16 protein-coding genes are annotated in these 16,388 nt (G+C 57.3%); 6 read left to right on the top strand and 10 right to left on the bottom strand.

The window, feature by feature from the left end:
* Positions 1-310: 310 nt before the first annotated feature.
* Positions 311-511 carry a hypothetical protein gene (locus tag B2M20_RS17535; protein ID WP_079448316.1) on the bottom strand — a complete coding sequence of 67 codons (201 nt, stop codon included), beginning with the start codon at positions 509-511 and terminating at the stop codon, positions 311-313.
* A gap of 641 nt (positions 512-1,152) precedes the next feature.
* On the opposite strand from B2M20_RS17535, the gene B2M20_RS20715 reads away from it, so the two are divergent.
* Positions 1,153-1,563, top strand: coding sequence for a hypothetical protein (locus tag B2M20_RS20715; protein WP_079448317.1), 411 nt, complete (start codon positions 1,153-1,155; stop codon positions 1,561-1,563).
* Between the two features lie 197 nt (positions 1,564-1,760).
* On the opposite strand, the gene B2M20_RS17545 is transcribed toward B2M20_RS20715, so the two are convergent.
* From B2M20_RS17545 to B2M20_RS17565, 5 genes are all read right to left on the bottom strand, one after another.
* Entirely contained in the window at positions 1,761-3,050 is a 1,290-nt protein-coding gene (locus B2M20_RS17545; RefSeq protein ID WP_079448330.1) for a GlgX family protein, read from the bottom strand.
* A 392-nt stretch (positions 3,051-3,442) separates the two neighbouring features.
* Positions 3,443-3,718: a hypothetical protein gene (locus tag B2M20_RS19275; protein WP_079448318.1), complete on the bottom strand. Its 276-nt coding sequence runs from the start codon at positions 3,716-3,718 to the stop codon at positions 3,443-3,445.
* A 20-nt stretch (positions 3,719-3,738) separates the two neighbouring features.
* A complete protein-coding gene (locus B2M20_RS17555) occupies positions 3,739-4,254 on the bottom strand; it encodes a hypothetical protein (protein ID WP_079448319.1) in 516 nt (171 codons plus the stop codon).
* Between the two features lie 69 nt (positions 4,255-4,323).
* Entirely contained in the window at positions 4,324-4,776 is a 453-nt protein-coding gene (locus B2M20_RS17560; RefSeq protein ID WP_079448320.1) for an Hsp20 family protein, read from the bottom strand.
* A gap of 244 nt (positions 4,777-5,020) precedes the next feature.
* Positions 5,021-5,251, bottom strand: coding sequence for a hypothetical protein (locus B2M20_RS17565; RefSeq protein ID WP_079448321.1), 231 nt, complete (start codon positions 5,249-5,251; stop codon positions 5,021-5,023).
* Between the two features lie 220 nt (positions 5,252-5,471).
* Between B2M20_RS17565 and B2M20_RS17570 the strand changes: the two genes are divergently transcribed.
* From B2M20_RS17570 to B2M20_RS17590, 5 genes are all read left to right on the top strand, one after another.
* Positions 5,472-5,954, top strand: a complete 483-nt coding sequence (locus B2M20_RS17570; RefSeq protein WP_079448322.1) for an Hsp20 family protein — start codon at positions 5,472-5,474, stop codon at positions 5,952-5,954.
* 94 nt (positions 5,955-6,048) lie between these two features.
* On the top strand, positions 6,049-6,555 hold the full coding sequence (locus B2M20_RS17575) for an Hsp20/alpha crystallin family protein (protein WP_079448323.1): 507 nt from the start codon (positions 6,049-6,051) through the stop codon (positions 6,553-6,555).
* A gap of 187 nt (positions 6,556-6,742) precedes the next feature.
* On the top strand, positions 6,743-7,000 hold the full coding sequence (locus B2M20_RS17580; RefSeq protein ID WP_079448324.1) for a hypothetical protein: 258 nt from the start codon (positions 6,743-6,745) through the stop codon (positions 6,998-7,000).
* Positions 7,001-7,582: 582 nt separating this feature from the next.
* Positions 7,583-8,707: a trypsin-like peptidase domain-containing protein gene (locus tag B2M20_RS17585; RefSeq protein WP_079448325.1), complete on the top strand. Its 1,125-nt coding sequence runs from the start codon at positions 7,583-7,585 to the stop codon at positions 8,705-8,707.
* A 408-nt stretch (positions 8,708-9,115) separates the two neighbouring features.
* Positions 9,116-10,660 carry an MFS transporter gene (locus B2M20_RS17590; protein ID WP_201789037.1) on the top strand — a complete coding sequence of 515 codons (1,545 nt, stop codon included), beginning with the start codon at positions 9,116-9,118 and terminating at the stop codon, positions 10,658-10,660.
* A gap of 775 nt (positions 10,661-11,435) precedes the next feature.
* On the opposite strand, the gene B2M20_RS17595 is transcribed toward B2M20_RS17590, so the two are convergent.
* From B2M20_RS17595 to B2M20_RS17610, 4 genes are all read right to left on the bottom strand, one after another.
* A complete protein-coding gene (locus B2M20_RS17595) occupies positions 11,436-13,508 on the bottom strand; it encodes a hybrid sensor histidine kinase/response regulator (protein ID WP_079448327.1) in 2,073 nt (690 codons plus the stop codon).
* Positions 13,495-15,009 carry a DUF7125 family protein gene (locus B2M20_RS17600; RefSeq protein WP_079448328.1) on the bottom strand — a complete coding sequence of 505 codons (1,515 nt, stop codon included), beginning with the start codon at positions 15,007-15,009 and terminating at the stop codon, positions 13,495-13,497. Before B2M20_RS17600 ends, B2M20_RS17595 begins: the two co-directional genes overlap by 14 nt.
* Positions 15,009-15,317, bottom strand: a complete 309-nt coding sequence (locus B2M20_RS17605; RefSeq protein WP_244553582.1) for a HigA family addiction module antitoxin — start codon at positions 15,315-15,317, stop codon at positions 15,009-15,011. Before B2M20_RS17605 ends, B2M20_RS17600 begins: the two co-directional genes overlap by 1 nt.
* Positions 15,318-15,698: 381 nt before the next feature.
* Positions 15,699-16,388 (bottom strand): DNA-methyltransferase (locus B2M20_RS17610; RefSeq protein ID WP_139372948.1); only part of this gene is annotated, 690 nt, incomplete at its 5' end.

Below are 16,388 nucleotides of genomic sequence, written 5' to 3' on the forward strand. Positions count from 1 at the left end.
CGCTCGGCTACATCAGCCCCGTGCAGTTCGAGGAGCAACATATCCGGCCCATGGTCAAATCAGCAGTCTGATTCTGTCCAGCACCAGGGGCCCACTCCAATACGGGGTCAAATTTGCGAGCCGATTGACAGCTTACCAATCGGGACGCCTCCGCAGCGCGCCTTCGGCGAGCGCGTTCCAGTCCGCGGCGAGCCTCAGCCACGCCTGCCTGTCGAGGTCATACCTGGCCTGCTCCGTCCGACGTTATGGTCGGACATCCATTTGGGACCGTCCGGCAAGCGGAGCATGATCAGGATCTCGGAAGGGTCCGTCATGTCGGCCGCCGGAGCTCGGCCGACGCGAGCCATTTCTGCACGCGCGAAGACGCTTCGATCTGGCTGACGCGGCGCATGAGGAGGTCGCGGTACGCTTCGGAAGGGGATTTCTCCGCCTCTTCTAGGAGGCGCTGCGCCTCTTCGTCGAGGCGCTCCTGGAAGGTCTTATCGTGCTTGACGCGGATATGCAGGCTCATGACGGCTGTTCCTTTCCCTGCGAGGAAGGCTGAGCGCGACAAAGCGGTTTCGTCATATGCGAAGGAGTAGCGCGCTAATGTGCGCCTGAAATCGGCAAAGCGCGAATCATTTTTCTAGGCACTGGCGATTATTTTTTAGGCGCGACGCCGACAGACAGTACCCTCACCGGAGGAGGCGGCGTCAGGACCCAAGCTCCATTCCCGTCACTTCGGTGGCCGCAATGCGGAAGCCGATGCTGCGTAGGAGCGCGGAGAAGTTGGGAGGCACGGTGATTTCGGAGGTGTAACTTCCAGATGTCAGCCGATCGTGGTTCGCGATAGGACCGTGCCCTCCGGCATGGACTTGGATCACTCTGACCCCGCTTTTCCGGGATCGCGTCACTGATCCAGGTCGCGCCGTAACCGCCGCGAAATGCCAAGGAAGCCGTCAGCGCCCATTAGGCACTGGCGGCTTTTGTTTGCGCTACCTCGCCTCACTCAGATTGCACTGCTTGCCATTCCCGACGGGCCGGGAAAGCACGTCGCAGGAGAGAATAAACCATAAATCTGAGAAGGAAGTGCCCAAGCCGAGCGCATTGCAACCAACGTAAAATAGAACGCGTTATGCACCGGATTTGATGTTTTGGAGAGAGGATAGCGGCATGAAGAAGAAGCTGATGATAATTGCGACCGTAGCCACGGTCGGCAGCGCCCTCGTCGTATCGGCACCTGCTCAGGCTCAGCGATTTGGACCTGGTCTTGGAGTCGGCCTTGCCGTCGGCGCGCTCGCAGCGGGCGCAGCTGCGAGCTCCTTCTATGGACCGTACGGGTATTATGGCGGAGGCCCGTACTATGGATATGGCTATAGACCGGCCTACTATGGCGGCTGGGGTGGCTATGCTCCAGCGTATTATGGCGGCTATGCTCCGGCGTATTATGGCGGGTGGGGCCGCGGTTACTATGGCGGATATCGAGGCTGGGGCTATCGCGGAGGCTGGGGTGGTCGCGGTTATTATGGTGGCCGCGGCTATTACGGAGGCCGCGCGTTTTACGGCGGTCGTCGACGCTACTAATCTGAGTTTGAAACACCGGAGAGATCGCGGTGAGATCTCTCCGGAACACGGACGCCTCCATTGTGGCCCGCGTGATAGCATTCACCACCTGTGAAGAGCATCAGTTCGCTTTGGCCCTGCTCGCCGGACAGTCAGCCTGACGTCGATTCAGCCGCGTTTGCGGTGACGAAGATCAGGCCGACTTTCCGACGAGAGTCTCAGTCATCGGGCAGGTTCACGGCAGAGATTGATCCCATCATTTGCCGCAATTGACCGACCGAGTGACCCCGCGTCGACAGTGCAAAACCGACAAATGATCGCCCCGTTAATTCAAAGACATGGCCGGTTGGGTACGCCGCGGGTTGCTGGTCCGGTTGGTTGGTATCGATGATACAAAGCCACTGTGTCCCATCACTGACATCTGGCAAGGTCAAGTTCACCACGTCATGATACGAATTATAGGCGAGAAGAATGGTTGTATCCGAACCGCGGCGTTTGATTCCTGTCCGCTGGGCACGACCGTCAAGTAGCATACCGAAGCATCGAGCATTATCGTCCTGCCATTGCTCTGCTGTCATCTCGCGACCATCAGGTGAAAGCCATGTGACGTCCTTAACGTCCAGTTCGTCATTGTAGGTTCCGAGGGGGAAGCGCGTGCGGTTGAGAATCGGAAAAGCGCGCCGGATGGCAATGAGCTTTCGCGTGAACTCGCGGAGCTCACGCCCCGGGGATGATTGTGATGTCCAGTCGAGCCAACTCGTCTCGTTATCCTGGGCGTAAGCGTTGTTATTTCCACTTTGTGTATGGCCAAACTCATCACCAGCGAGCAGCATTGGCGTGCCAAGTGACAGAATCGTGGTTGCCAGAAGGTTGCGTTTTTGGCGCTCTCTCAATCGAACGATGTTCTGATCGTCAGTCGGCCCTTCGACCCCATGGTTCCAGGAATGGTTGTTGGAGTGGCCATCACGATTGTCTTCGCCGTTCGCTTCGTTGTGTTTATGGTCGTAGGACACAACGTCATTCAGATTAAACCCATCGTGAGCGGTGATAAAGTTGACCGTCGACCAAGGCTTGCGTCCACGCTTGTTGAACAGACGGTTGTCAAAGGATAAGTCTTTGTCCGGATGGCCGAGTTCATAGCCGAAGAGCTCAGGTCCCCAACGCAGTTCGCCGACCAATTGCTTCGCATAGGGATCAAGCAGAAGCTTGTTGGGATTAAAGCGGTGCCCGGCCAACGGCTCAAATGGGCCGTGAACGCGATATCCATAGACTGTTCCGGGCCGAGCAGTTGGTAGGTAGCCGTGCCATACCTCGTCGGTGTACTCGGGAAGCTCGATCCTCTCGAGCTCGGTCTCGCCGTCGTCATCAAAAAGGCAGAGTTCGACCTTTGTGGCATTCGCCGAAAAGATCGCGAAATTGACGCCAAGACCATCCCAGGTCGCCCCTAAAGGAAACGGCTTCCCTTCTTGAACTTGTGTTTTTGCGGCGGGTTCGATTTCAATGCGTATGAGGCCCGAAAGCGGCTCGCTAGCTTGATGGAGTTTCAGAAGGAGCACATCGCGCGTCGCATTCGGCTGGAGCAGACGTTTTGGGGCGCCTCATCTGCGTTCTCTTGCTCGTTGAGTAGGCGATGAGGATGTCCGCGCCCACTCGCGCATATCCGATAGCCACGGCCCGGCCGATATGCCGCTATCCCCGCCGGTGATTACGAAATGGAAGTCTGCAAACGGATCCCACGTCGATACTTGGTGTCTTTGGTTCAAAGGTTCGAGTTAGACGCTGAGCAGCCTGCATAGGTGGCGTATCTCATAGTAATAAACCGTCCAACGGGCAGGATGAACCGGAGACGTTGGTTACTCCCCGACAAAAAAAGCCCGGTGGGAGCCGAGCCTTTTTCTTATCACCAGCCGTACCAGTACGGGTAAACCGGGGGAAATGGATGGACCACCCGATACGGTGGGCCATAATAGTAATAACGAGCCGGGCCATAGAGGGGCCCATAGTAGACGGGGGGTGCCGCTGCGGCGGCGAACGTCCCCGCAACCAACCCAAGAGCAACGCCAGGGGCGATTGCCGGACCGCCCCAATAGTGATGACGCCAATAAGCCGAGGCCGGCGCAACCGTCCCGATGAGGAGCGTTGCTGCCGCGGCGATTCCAAGAGCAAGCTTTTTCATGTCTTCTACACTCCCGATATCTACGCCTGCGCCAAGTTCTGGATAGCGGCGCGTTCTTCAGCCAATCGCCGGACAACGAACTGACGTTCCACCTCCGTGAGATCGGTCTGCAGGATCCGCTTGTAGCGCCGGATATTGGCTCGATGCGCCTTTATCGACGCAGCTCGCAGGTCTGCCTCTCGCCGCAGGCGCGCGAGGTGGTACACCACCGGAGCGATAGTCGCACGGCTATCAGCGTCTATGTTTCCGGCCGGCATTCGCATCGCCGCACCGCCGCGTGGCGGCGGATCGTCATCATCCAGGCCGCGTAGAGCGCCCAGAATTTCGTTCAACCGGAGCGGCGTCGTATGGCCCGGAACCATTCTCAGCATTGGTGAGGATTCGACTGCATACATATCGGATGCCCAGGCCGATAGAATGGCCCGCTTTTCGTCCGAAGAAAGCTGCGGGTCTTTGAGGACCGCTTGAACGGAGCGGTGATGCGCATCCGGGCGAAACTCAATCGATGCAATTTGATCATGAACGGCACGTTTCATTTTCCCCTCCTTCTCCTTTCATTGGGGTCTATCGACACATCGGGCGGCGATTGGTTGTGATCTGTGCGGTTAAGCGGCCCGCCTCTTTTCGATCTGCGGATCAGGACCGCCGCCGATGGGAATGCGCCGAGGCTTCATGGTCTCGGGAATTTCCTTCACCAGCTTGATCTGCAGTAGACCATTCTCGAATGTCGCACCTTCGACTTTGACGTCGTCGGCGAGATTGAAGGTGCGCTTGAACTGGCGCGCCGAAATCCCCTGGTACAGGTAATCCTTCTTGACCGCTTCTGTCTTGCGTCCTTCAATCGAGAGCACGTTGCGTTCGGCAGTCACTGCAATTTCATTCGGCGTGAACCCGGCGAGCGCTAGTGAGATCTGATAGCGGTCTTCAGACTGCCGCTCGATGTCGTACGGGGGATAGTGATCCTCGCCCTCGGTGCGTTGCGCCGCATCAAAGAGGTCGAGAAGGTGGTCGTATCCGATGGTGGATCGCCACAGGGGTGCAAAATTATAGGCTCTCATAGCCAAATCCTCCTTGGAGCAAGATGGATACGAGCGGACGTCGGACACCCGTCCGGCGCCCGTCTCAATCCTCGAGCCCTTCTGGCGCTCGAGACCGCTTCTCCAGCGGCGAAAATCCAATTAGAAAAATCCCTGCGCTTTTCAAGAGGACTCTTAGAATTTTTTCTGCCTCCCAGGCGTCAGGCAACTCCCCGTGGTGGCGATGCTGTACGCATGGCGCAGTTGTATCCCGCGAACTCGGCCGCTATGAGGCTCGTTCTTCCTCGTCATCTTGTGGGGTGAGAAGTTCGACCAGTTCGGCGGTCCGGCCGCTGGGCAGAGGCCGGCCTTCATTGATCAACGCTTCATCGTTATTTGCCCAGGCCCAGGCATGGGTCAATTCCTCGGTTGTCGCTTCGGTCGCAATGATTTCAGTCACCAAAATCTCATCGGCGGGACCGATAACGGAGAGAACATCGTCGCGTGTGAGAGCCATCTTCTACCTCCGTTCTTCACCGGCTTCTGATCACGAACGATACCAAATCACAAACGTTCCATGTTTGTGCGGGGCTCGTTTTCGCGATTTTCGACCTCTTGACGGAAGCCGAGTCGCACCCAAATCAAAATCGCCATCTGCTGATGAAGAGATGGTTTTCCAAAGGGCGCCAGCTCTTTGGCGCCCTTGTATCCATGTTGCTTCCAAGGAGGATATGGCTATGAGAAGCACTTTCGATTTTCAGCCTCTGTTCCGATCGACCATCGGTTTCGATCGCATGCTGGATACGCTTGAGTCTGCGAGCCGCGTGACATCGATTGATACGTGGCCACCTTACGACATCGTCAGGACGAGTGAGGACGACTACCGCATCAGCATGGCGGTGGCCGGCTTGACCGAGGCTGACCTGACGATCACGCAAGAGCAGAACATGCTCCTAGTCGCGGGACAGAAGTCGGAGCAGGATGAAGCGAGCGGGCAGTATCTGCATCGCGGTATTGCCGCGCGAGCCTTCCGGCGCCGCTTTGAACTTGCCGACCACGTGAAGGTCGTAAGCGCGAACCTGGTGAACGGTCTGCTAACTATTGACCTGAAGCGTGAGCTTCCGGAAGAGATGAAGCCGCGCCGCATCGCCATCGCCGCGGGCGAGGCGCTGCCCAAGGCCATGACAAAGCAGATCGAGGCTGAGAAGCAGGCCGCTTAAGGCTTTCGTCAGGGCAGCTTCCATAAGGCGTCGGGCCGTCTGCCCGACGCGATGGGAGAGCTGTGAAACTGACCGAAACAGAAAGGAGGTAACCATGAGTGTCCGTGATTTGATTCCGTGGGGCCGCTCCAACAATCAGGTTCCTACGGTGTTCCGCGACAACGATCGCAATCCGTTCCTCTCGCTGCATCGGGAAATGAACCGGCTATTCGACGATGTCTTCCGTGGCTTTGATGATCGCGTGCCTGCGTTTGGATCGCTGTCATCTTTCAACGGAGCCTGGCCGAACGTCGAGATCTCCGACAGTGACAAGGAGATCAAGGTAACGGCCGAGATACCTGGTCTCGAAGAAAAGGATATTGAGGTGTACCTCGACGACGGGGTGCTGACGTTGAAGGGGGAGAAGCGCTCTGAGGTGGAGGACAAGGAGAAGCAATTCTCCGAACGCTTCTATGGCCACTTTGAGCGGCGCATTCCGCTCGGGGTGGAGGTCGAGGAAGATAAGATCGAGGCGCGGTTCAAAAACGGTGTGCTTAACGTCTTGCTTCCTAAAAGCCCGAAGGCTCAATCACAGGTGAAGCGCATCGCGATCAAGAGCTGATCATGAGCGAGGTCGGCGGCCGCTCAGCCGCCGATTCCCCCTTTATTAGATGAGGAGTTGGCTTCCAAGATCGCCGCCGCGGTGAACCGCGAAACGAATGATGGCACTCGACGCCGATGGACCCACTTGCCTCGCGTGAGCAGCTTGTGACGCGCGTTGAGCTTTAACGATCGGAAAAGGGTCGACAATGTCGAAGAAGGTCATAGCCGAACAGGAGATTGAGCTTTACGACGCAATCGGGCGCGCTATCGCGAATTTGCATGCGGCGCTCGCAAAGATTGACGCCGCCTGGGTTATAGTTACGGCGGAACGTCCAGACCCTTCGGTGGGAGCTTTCGCGGCGCTCGATGCGGCTGAGCAGATCCTTGGGGTCGCGCGAGAGGATTTGGCTCGGGCCCGTACTGCCCTCACTGCCTACACGGAAGAGAGAACCGAACAATGGTGACCCCAATTTGATTACGGCGCTGAATTTTCGCTGCCGCGACGAGTGTCCTCGGGGGCGAGGGTACGGGCACCGGCTGCTGTCCCATGCAACCTGTTTCCTAGTATTATGAAAATCCGGGGAGTGCCTCGCCGTTGTACGGACAAAACTGACAGAACCCCTATCCCTGAGAAGCAACTGACCAACGAGGACGTTATAGACCTTATGATTGGGCGAATGTCCGAGAGAAAGTGTCGTGCTTCCAGAAACCGCGAAGGCGTCGGCAAAGCTGCCCCTGCGACCCGCCGCCAAGCGCGCCAAGTTTGGCGTTGTGTTAGACCGGGACCCCGCAGATGTGACCGCCCCCGAAACCTGCAGGTGAGCCGGTTGATAGTTTTGGAAACAGCTGATCTGAGGGGAAAAGCAGGCGCTCTTTTTCGAGTAGAGCTGCTGCAGCCCCTTCTTTCGCGCTCAGAAAGACAAATCAGGGCTTGAAGTCAAAATCATCATTCCAAGATAATTCAGCGCGCACGAGCTGAGGCAGTTGCAACTCACCCCGACGGTGATCTGACTGCGACATCTAAACCGAACCATGCCAACATCGCTATGATAACTAATCGTCTATCCGCAGCGCTACGGCCTATTCTTCTCACGTTGATAGTGATCGGAACGTCACTATCGTGGTGCCCTGCCTTCGCTCAAATCCCAGATCTGGGTGGGGGGCACCTCCCCACACTTGCTCCCCTGGTACGCGAGGTCACGCCTGCGGTCGTCAATATCTCCGTTCGTGGCCGCGTCAAGGAGGACAATCCGCTCTATCGTGATCCTTTCTTTCGCGAATTTTTTGACTTGCCGCGGCAGCTGGAGAGAGAAGTCCAGGCCACAGGATCGGGGGTCATCGTCGACGCACAACACGGATATGTCCTCACCGCCAACCATGTCGTGGCGGAAATATCGACCGCTCAAATCACGACAAAAGACGGCAGGAGATTTTCGGCGAGACTGATCGGGCGCGATCCGGGAACCGATATAGCAGTGCTCCAAATCCAGCGTGGAAACAATCTCAAGGCCATCCAGTTGGGCGATAGCGACAAACTGGAGGTCGGCGACTTCGTGATAGCCGTTGGCAACCCGTTCGGCCTGGGTCAAACGGTGACCTCCGGTCTTGTGAGTGCGCTGGGTCGCACTGGTCTTAGCAAGCAGGGCTATGAGGATTTCATCCAAACTGACGCGCCGATCAATCCCGGAAACTCTGGCGGCGCATTGATCAGTTTGAGAGGTGAACTCGTGGGCATCAACACCGCGATCATTTCACCGGGCGGTGGTAATGTCGGAATCGGCTTTGCCGTACCAATCAATATGGCACGGCGGGTCATGGAACAGATCGTCGAATCCGGCTCCGTGCGGCGCGGACACATCGGCGTGTCGGTTCAGGACCTGAGCACGGTCAGGTCAGAGGAAAAAGTTGCCCGAAGGAGCGAGGGTGCTTTGATCGTCGATATCCTCCGAGGATCTTCGGCCGAGGCGGCAGGCCTTCGCGAAGGCGATATCATCATCGCTGCGGACGGCGTTGCCATTCGCAGTGCCGCACAACTTCGCAACAAGATCGGGCTGGCTCGTATCGGCGAGCGTGTGCAACTGACGCTCGACCGCAACGGTGCTTTACACACAGTCCTCGTCGAAATCTCCGAAGGCAGAGGTGCGCGGGCTGCGTCCTCGCTGAGAAGATGACAATCATGCCGCCCATCTGATAAGCCAAACCCAATGAGGAGTCTGCCGAGTGTTTTTGCCTGCAGAAATCGCGCGAGCTTGATATGCGCCTTGCGTTCATTAGACAGGATAAGGCGTGTGCCTAAGGCACCTCAGCTTCAGATCGGTGACCTGTTGGAGTTGCTGTTAGTTGCTGACTTGGAGCAGCTCCACTGAAGACACCTGTGCATAGAGTTCAGAAAGCGCACGTGTGCCGAAGCCTGACTCGTTCCTAGACCGATGAGGAACGATGCGTTGACAAGTCAGTTTTCGAACTCAGGACGCGGGCAAATTGAGAATGAGAGCATGTTGAGGGCTGCGCAAGTTACGTTTGAACGAGCATTCACAGACATCTCTCGGCAGCTACGCTGGTCATTTCTGCCACCGCTTATGATCTATTTCGCGGGCGGGTTCTCCGGATTTACCGGCATCGTGGGAACGTTCTTCGTTAAGGAGTATCTCGGACTTTCGGCCGCGTTCCTGGCCGCGCTCGCGTTCTGGGCTGGGCTGCCGTGGACGCTGAAAATGCCACTGGGCCATTTGGTCGATCTCGTTTGGCGCTGGAAGGCACTTCTGGTCTACCTTGGCGCTGCGTTGATCGCCGCGAGCCTTTGCATCATGTTCGCGCTTGTCACGCAAACTGTCGAGATGCGTGAATGGATGAGTGTGGAAGCCTGGTTCGTGCTGAGCAGCCTACTCGCGCCAGCCGGCTATGTCGTGCAGGACACAGTTGCGGATGCGATGTCGGTCGAAGCGGTGCCGCGCGTCGGCCCGGACGGTGAAGCGCTTTCTGAAGCGGAGAGCAAGGCGCTCCATACCACGATGCAGACCTTGGGCCGCATCGCGTTCATAACCGGGCTGATCGTCGTCGCATTGCTTAACATCGTGATGTTTGCTGGTGTGGAGGGGCTCGAGCAAGGTCAGAAGGCAGCTGTATACGCTAGTATCTACGCGATGGCGCTCGCCATTCCTGTTGTGTCAGTCAGCGGCGTGATTCTCTCTCAGGTCATGTTGGCTGCACGCGCGAGACGCTTGCGAGCACATGGCGTTAACGCGGATGAGGCCGAACGACTCATCTATTCGCAGAGCCAAACAACAAACCCTGACTATAGGATATTCAGCGGGGGCGCCGCATTCGTAGCTTTAACGCTGATTATCGGGATCAGCGATATCCCACTAGCACAAGAGATCGTGTTCTGTGGATCGATGGCAATCATTACGACCCTCATCTACCAGCTCATTCAGAAACTGCCACGGGCCAAGGCGCAAGCGCTGATCGGTACAGCGATCATAATCTTCGTGTTTCGCGCGGTCCCGCTGCCAGGCGCTGGAGCAACATGGTTCCTTATCGATCGGCTCGGTTTCGACCAGCAATTCCTGTCCGTTCTTTCGTTGATAGGATCCTGTTTCGCGCTCATCGGCATGGTGCTTCTGAGGCCATTGATGGCAAGGTGGTCGATCGCCTACATCGTAGTCCTGCTGACGTTGGCCTCAGGCATTCTTGCTTTGCCCAACATTGGCCTTTACTTCGGCGTTCAGGAATGGACCGCACGCGCCACCGGCGGCGTAGTCGATGCGCGTTTTATCGCGATCATCGATACCACCCTGGAATCTCCCTTGGGTCAGATCGCGATGATCCCCATGTTGGCGTGGATCGCACGCAATGCTCCGGTCGAACTCAAGGCAACGTTCTTTGCTGTGATGGCGTCGTTCACTAACATGGCGCTGACTGCTAGCAGTCTCCTTACGAAATATCTGAACCAGATATTTATCGTGACTCGCGAGGTTAAAGACCAATCGACCGGAACAGTCCAGGTGCCCGCCGATTACAGCCAGCTCGGCTGGCTGCTGATCACAGGGGCATTGGTAGGAGTAACGGCGCCGCTGTTGACCGTGCTCTTGGTCCAAAATTCGCGGCTTCAGGCTAATGATTGACAGCTAATACAATTGCAAAGGGATCGTACGCGCCGGTAATTGCTTAGAATGTCCGGTCGCGGTCCTCGGGATGTAACCCATTGTAGAAATCAGTCATGGAGGCGGGTGCCTCCGCCGAGATGCAGAACATCTGTTTGAAGATGGGCGGCCAAATATGGACGTCGTGGATAAGGTCAACCTCTCAGAAGCCAACCTCGGCTGCCTGAGTCGCTAAACTAAGGCGTTCCTCATTGACGGCGAGCTCTGCCCGGTCCGCTGACGCTCGGTGAAATCCAGCATTGCCCCGATCATGCGTATGGCAACGCCATCGTCATTGCGGATGATGTGCCCGCGATCCCGACATCGACGCGGAGAAACAATATTCGTCCTGCAAGTGGGTGGTTGCGAGCGGTCGCGACTTCGATACAGAGAGCTCGGCTCGTTCGATCAGATGATGCAAAAGGTCCCCCAGAAATCACAACCTACAGTGCCGTGGCGAGTGATGAGCAGGATAGCGCGCACAATACTTACGCATGTCGCGTTGCTTGGGTACTAGCGCGCCCTTGGAAGGGACTCTCTCGCTCATTCATGCGACCGATGCGAGACCCGATCCGGCGCGCGAGGAAGCTCCAGTAACGGACACCGCAGAACGTCATCCTCGCCGATCTTTGGTGAAGCTCGGGCTATTCGAAGCCCGTGATATTTAAGGCGAGAGAATTGCGACGGAGATCTTCTTAATGAGAGGTGGATCGACGGCTTCCTCGAAGAGCTGACGAAAAGGAGAACCGCGTTCAGCTCAGAACGGAAGGCTTTGCGACCCAGTGCTCTGTTTCAGTACTCGCTTGATTTCCGTTGCCAGTTGCTCCTGCTGATAGGGTTTGCCAATCTTCGGCAGGCCATTACCTGACCCTGTCGGCAGCTCCGCATAGCCGGTCGCCAACAGCACGGGAAGCTCAGGGCGGATTTGCCGAGCTGCGGCCGCGAGCTGCGCGCCATTCATCCGCGGCATCGAATAGTCTGTCACTAAGAGGTCAATGGCTCGGTCTTGGCGGAGGATTTCAAGCGCGCGGTCGCCTGAATTAGCTTCAATGACTTCGTGACCAAGATCTTCAAGCATATCGACGGTGCTCATGGCGATGAGAGCGTCGTCGTCAACGACAAGAATGGTTATCTTCTCCGCCGCCTCACCGCTCGAGCAGGGCTCTGTCGCTTTCTCTTTAGCAGCGATCATGGTGGTGACCGGCAGCCACAACTCCGCTTTGGTGCCGACGCCGACCTCACTCGTCAGCCGTAACGCGCCATTGAGCTGTACTGCCAATCCATGGACCATCGAGAGCCCTAGACCTGTGCCTTTCCCAATCCCTTTCGTCGAGAAAAACGGCTCCGTCGCCTTCTCTATTGTATCGGCATCCATCCCGTGTCCAGTGTCGCCCACGACCAACCGCACGTAATGCCCTGCTGGGAGGTCGGAGGTTTTCGGAATTTTTACATGATCAATCGTGATTGATAGGACCCCACCGTCGGGCATGGCATCGCGGGCGTTGACGACCAGATTGAGTACGGCGAGTTCGATCTGATTGGCGTCCACCAAAGCCAGCGGAAGATCCGGGGGAAGGTTCTGACGCAGTTCGATGTGAGTGCCGGCTGAGCGCTCTATCAAATCGGCGGCCCCGCGGACGAGATCTGCCAAATTCTTGGGTTCTACCTTTAGGTCCTGCCGTCGGGCGAAGGCGAGCAGACGTTGAGTGAGTGCCGCTCCCCGTTGTGCACCCTGCAATGCCCCGTTTATGAGACGCGCGGTCCTCGGGTCATCTGGTATATGCTTGCGCAGCAGATCAAGGTTGCCCAGCACCGCCATCAGAAGATTGTTGAAGTCGTGGGCAACGCCGCCAGTCAGTTGGCCGATCATCTCCATCTTCTGGGCCTGTCGGAGCTGCTCTTCCGCCCGCTCTCTTTGCGTGATTTCAGCAAGCACGGTGGCGTGCGCCTCCCTCAATTCGGCGGTCCTTGTTGCAACACGTTCCTCAAGCATCTCGTTGAGCTTCGTCATGTCTTCCTGGTTCGTCTTACGATCGGTGATGTCTGACGCCACCCCGACCAGACGCGGATGGCGGCCGGCCCTGTCGCGTACCTGGCGTGCCCTGATGTCAGCCCAATGAATGCTGCCGTCCGGCCATACATTTCGGAACTCAACGGCACAATCGGCGCCCTTCTCGACCGTGATACGCACGGTCTCCCGTATACGCTCCCGATCGTCACCGTGGATGCTATTGAGCAGGTTTTCGTAGGAGAAAGGATCGTTCGAAACGCAGCCGAAAAGTGCCTTAAAGGCTGCCGACGCGGTCAACCTCAAATCGGTCGCATCCAGTTCCCACGTGCCGAGATGGCCTGCGAGCAGGGCCGTGCGCAGACGCTCCTCGCCCTCATGGAGTTCCTCGATGAGATTACGCGCCTCGAACTGGCGCCGGCGGGCTTTGAATGCCGTCCGGGCGACGCTGACAAATGTCGCGGGCCGGAATGGCCGCTCCAGGAGAGTGACATTGCCGGCGATCTCATAGAGCGCCGTTGCTTCTGAGCTAGGTTCTGATGCGGGATTGCGCTCGGTCAAGATGATGAACGGCAGGTCCGACCACGCCGGCTGAGCTGAAAGGCGCGTCCGGACTCCCTGCAAATTGGCGAGCCGCAAAGCTTCCTCCGTGACCACGGCGAAGCAGGCGTCCTCATCCAGACTGCTTTCGAACTCAAGCGGATTTGCACAAACAATCGAACGGATACCAGCCCCTTCCAGGAGAGTGCGCGCGATCGTTGCGTCGCGGCCGTGCGGGGCAAAGATCACCGCTCTGGTGGTGGCCGAATTAGGAATGACCATCCCCCGCAGCTTGCTTGGCTAGAAGCGGTCCACCTCCGACGAATGTCGGGACACCCCGGAGAATTCCTTGAAATTGATCAAGAGGCTCGCCCAATCTGAGGCCGCTCTCGTTGATACGGAATTCTCTGATCGTCTCCTCGTGTCTCCCGGTCCTCTTTTTTATGATCGAGACTGCGCGGCGCACCTTTCCCGATGCCTCGAAATAGCGCAGCAGGATGACGGTGTCCGCAAGGTAGGTGACATCGACCGGGGTCTTCATGTCGCCGACGAGCCCATGTTGCGCCACGGTCAGAAACGTGTTCGCCCCTTGCCGGTTCAGGTACTGGATCAATTCATGGATATGCAGGACGAGCGAATTCTCCTCCGGCATCGCCGCCCGATAACCGTTGAGGCTATCTATTAAGACTGTTTTTGCTTGCGCCTGATCAACCCGGTCGCGGACCCGCTGAGCGAACTCGCCCGGCGATAATTCCGCGGCATCGAGCTGCTCAATATGAAGTAGGCCCGCGTCGCGTAATTCCTCCAGCGCGAATCCCATGACCTTCGCGCGCTCGAACAGCAGACCAAGCTCTTCGTCAAAGATGAACATCGCTGCTTTTTCACCGCGCTGGCATGCGGCCGTGAGAAATTGGAGCGCAAAAGTGCTCTTTCCCGTGCCGGCGGGGCCCAATATCAAGGTGCTCGATCCTTGTTCGATGCCCCCGCCAAGAAGGGCATCGAGCTCCGGAACGCCGCTCTTGATCTGGCGCCGCACGAAGCCCGTCCGATGTTCGGACGCCACTAACCTGGGGAAGACAGTGACGCCGCCCTTCCTGATCACAAAATCATGGTAACCGCCACGGAACGTCTGTCCACGGTATTTGGAAACTCGAAGGCGGCGTCGCTCGGCACCGTAGTTCGGCGTTAGTTCCTCAAGCATGATGACGCCATGTACCAGGCTGTGCGTCGTTTTGTCTGACGCTTCGGTGGTTCGATCATCGAGCAACAGGACGGTCGTGCCATGCCGCGAGAAGTAATGCTTAAGGGCCAGAATCTGCCGTCGATAACGCAGAGAGCTTTGGGCCAACAATCGAATTTCTGACAGACTGTCCAAGACGACGCGGCCTGGTTTTACACGCTCAAACTCTCTAAGAAGAGACGACGTGGTCTCGCCGAGTTCGAGGTCGGAGGAGTAAAGCAGGGTCTGCTGCTGGTCGGCATCCAGCAAGCTCTCGGCGGGGGCCAGCTCGAACACCTCAATATTGCCATCGACGGTCCAGCCATGCGAGGCGGCACCGTTTCGCAGCTCCTGCTCTGTCTCCGAAAGAGTAATGTAGAGGCACTGCTCGGCCGCCGCCGCGCCTTCCAGAAGAAAGCGGAGCGCAATAGTCGTCTTGCCTGTCCCGGGATTCCCCTCGAGCAAAAATACGTGCCCGGTGGTGAGGCCGCCGCCTAAGACGTCATCAAGCCCAGGCACACCCGTTCGGGCCCGTTCTATCAGTTTCGTCTTAACGTCCATCATTAGGCTCCGATCTTTTTGATGATTGTCTCGGAGAGAAGACGCCGCGGTATGCGCTTCAAAACAGGTCTAAGTTCACTCCTTGCGCGTTGGAGCTCATAATGGTTCTGGCAGCGCAGCCAGACGTCAGAAGATACGCCGCAAAGCTGTTCCAAGCGCGCCGCCATCTCCGGGGTGATGGCAGCTTCTCCGGCAAGAATGCGGTGGAGAGTCTGGCGGGCGACGCCAAGGTCTCGCGCCGCCTGACTGACAGATAAATGCAGCCCCGGCAGCACTTGTTCGCGCAGGAGCGTGCCGGGATGTTTGGCCATGTCGGGCCTTGTCTCTTGATGAAAATCCTTCGCCATTACCGCTGTAACGAAGTACGGGACAGATAGTTCCTGCCGTGCCGGTCGCCGCGTTTAAAGCCGGCCAGAGATGTATAAGACGTTTGAAAGAAGCAGGATGGCTGCGTCAAGGTGGTGCTGCGACGGCTCCGGTTACGAAACCCGATAAGAAAATAGACTGCCTGGCGTAGTACGTTGAGCTTCACTCTTCATCGTCATAGTCATCGTAAGTTTGACGTGAAACTGTGTGGATGCGCGGTTCCGCGGCCTGTCATCATCGACGGTGGGCGTAACCACGGCAGTCTAATGATAACTGCCACGCGCCAGGGTGCTTGCCTGCAAAAAGCTTGAGCTCTTAGTCAGGCATTAGCCGGTTCGTTCGGCCTGGATCCCTTGAAACGATTTGCCTACACCTTCGAGGGTGGCTTCAAGGCGGCATACTGTGCGCAGCCTGCGGATAATGACGTCGCAATAGAGCGGGTCGATTTCGATACCGTAGCCGCGGCGGCCCGTCCGCTCGGCCGCAATCAAGGTCGTGCCGGAACCGGCAAAAGCATCGAGGACAATGCCCTTTCTATGAGAACAGTCCCGGATGGCATCCGCCACCAGCGCGACCGGTTTGACGGTTGGATGAAGGGCAAGGTCGGAACGATCGGTACCGAAGCTGTTCACGCCCGCGTAGCTCCAAACATTGGTGCGATAGCGGCCGTGCTTGCCGAGTTCAACGTTGTTGATGTGAGGGTTAGTCCCTGATTTGAAAACGAACACGAATTCATGCTGCGAACGATAGAGCGATCCCATGCCGCCATTATTTTTGGCCCAGACACAGATATTTTTGAGTTCATGATAGGCGTTGCGGCCGGCTTGCAGGATTTCGTCGACATGGCGCCAATCCATGCATTGAAAGGGGATCGAGCCATCGACGGAAAGTTCCGCAAGGTGCGCAAATACGGATACCAGGAACGCCGTGAACTCCGATTGTGACATCTCGCCCGATGCCATTGCGAACTCCCGGTGCTGCACGCTGCCCAAACCTCCAACGTGACCCGCGATCGG

This window comes from Nitrobacter vulgaris, assembly GCF_002028545.1.
In the GTDB taxonomy this organism is placed as follows: Bacteria; Pseudomonadota; Alphaproteobacteria; order Rhizobiales; family Xanthobacteraceae; genus Nitrobacter; species Nitrobacter vulgaris.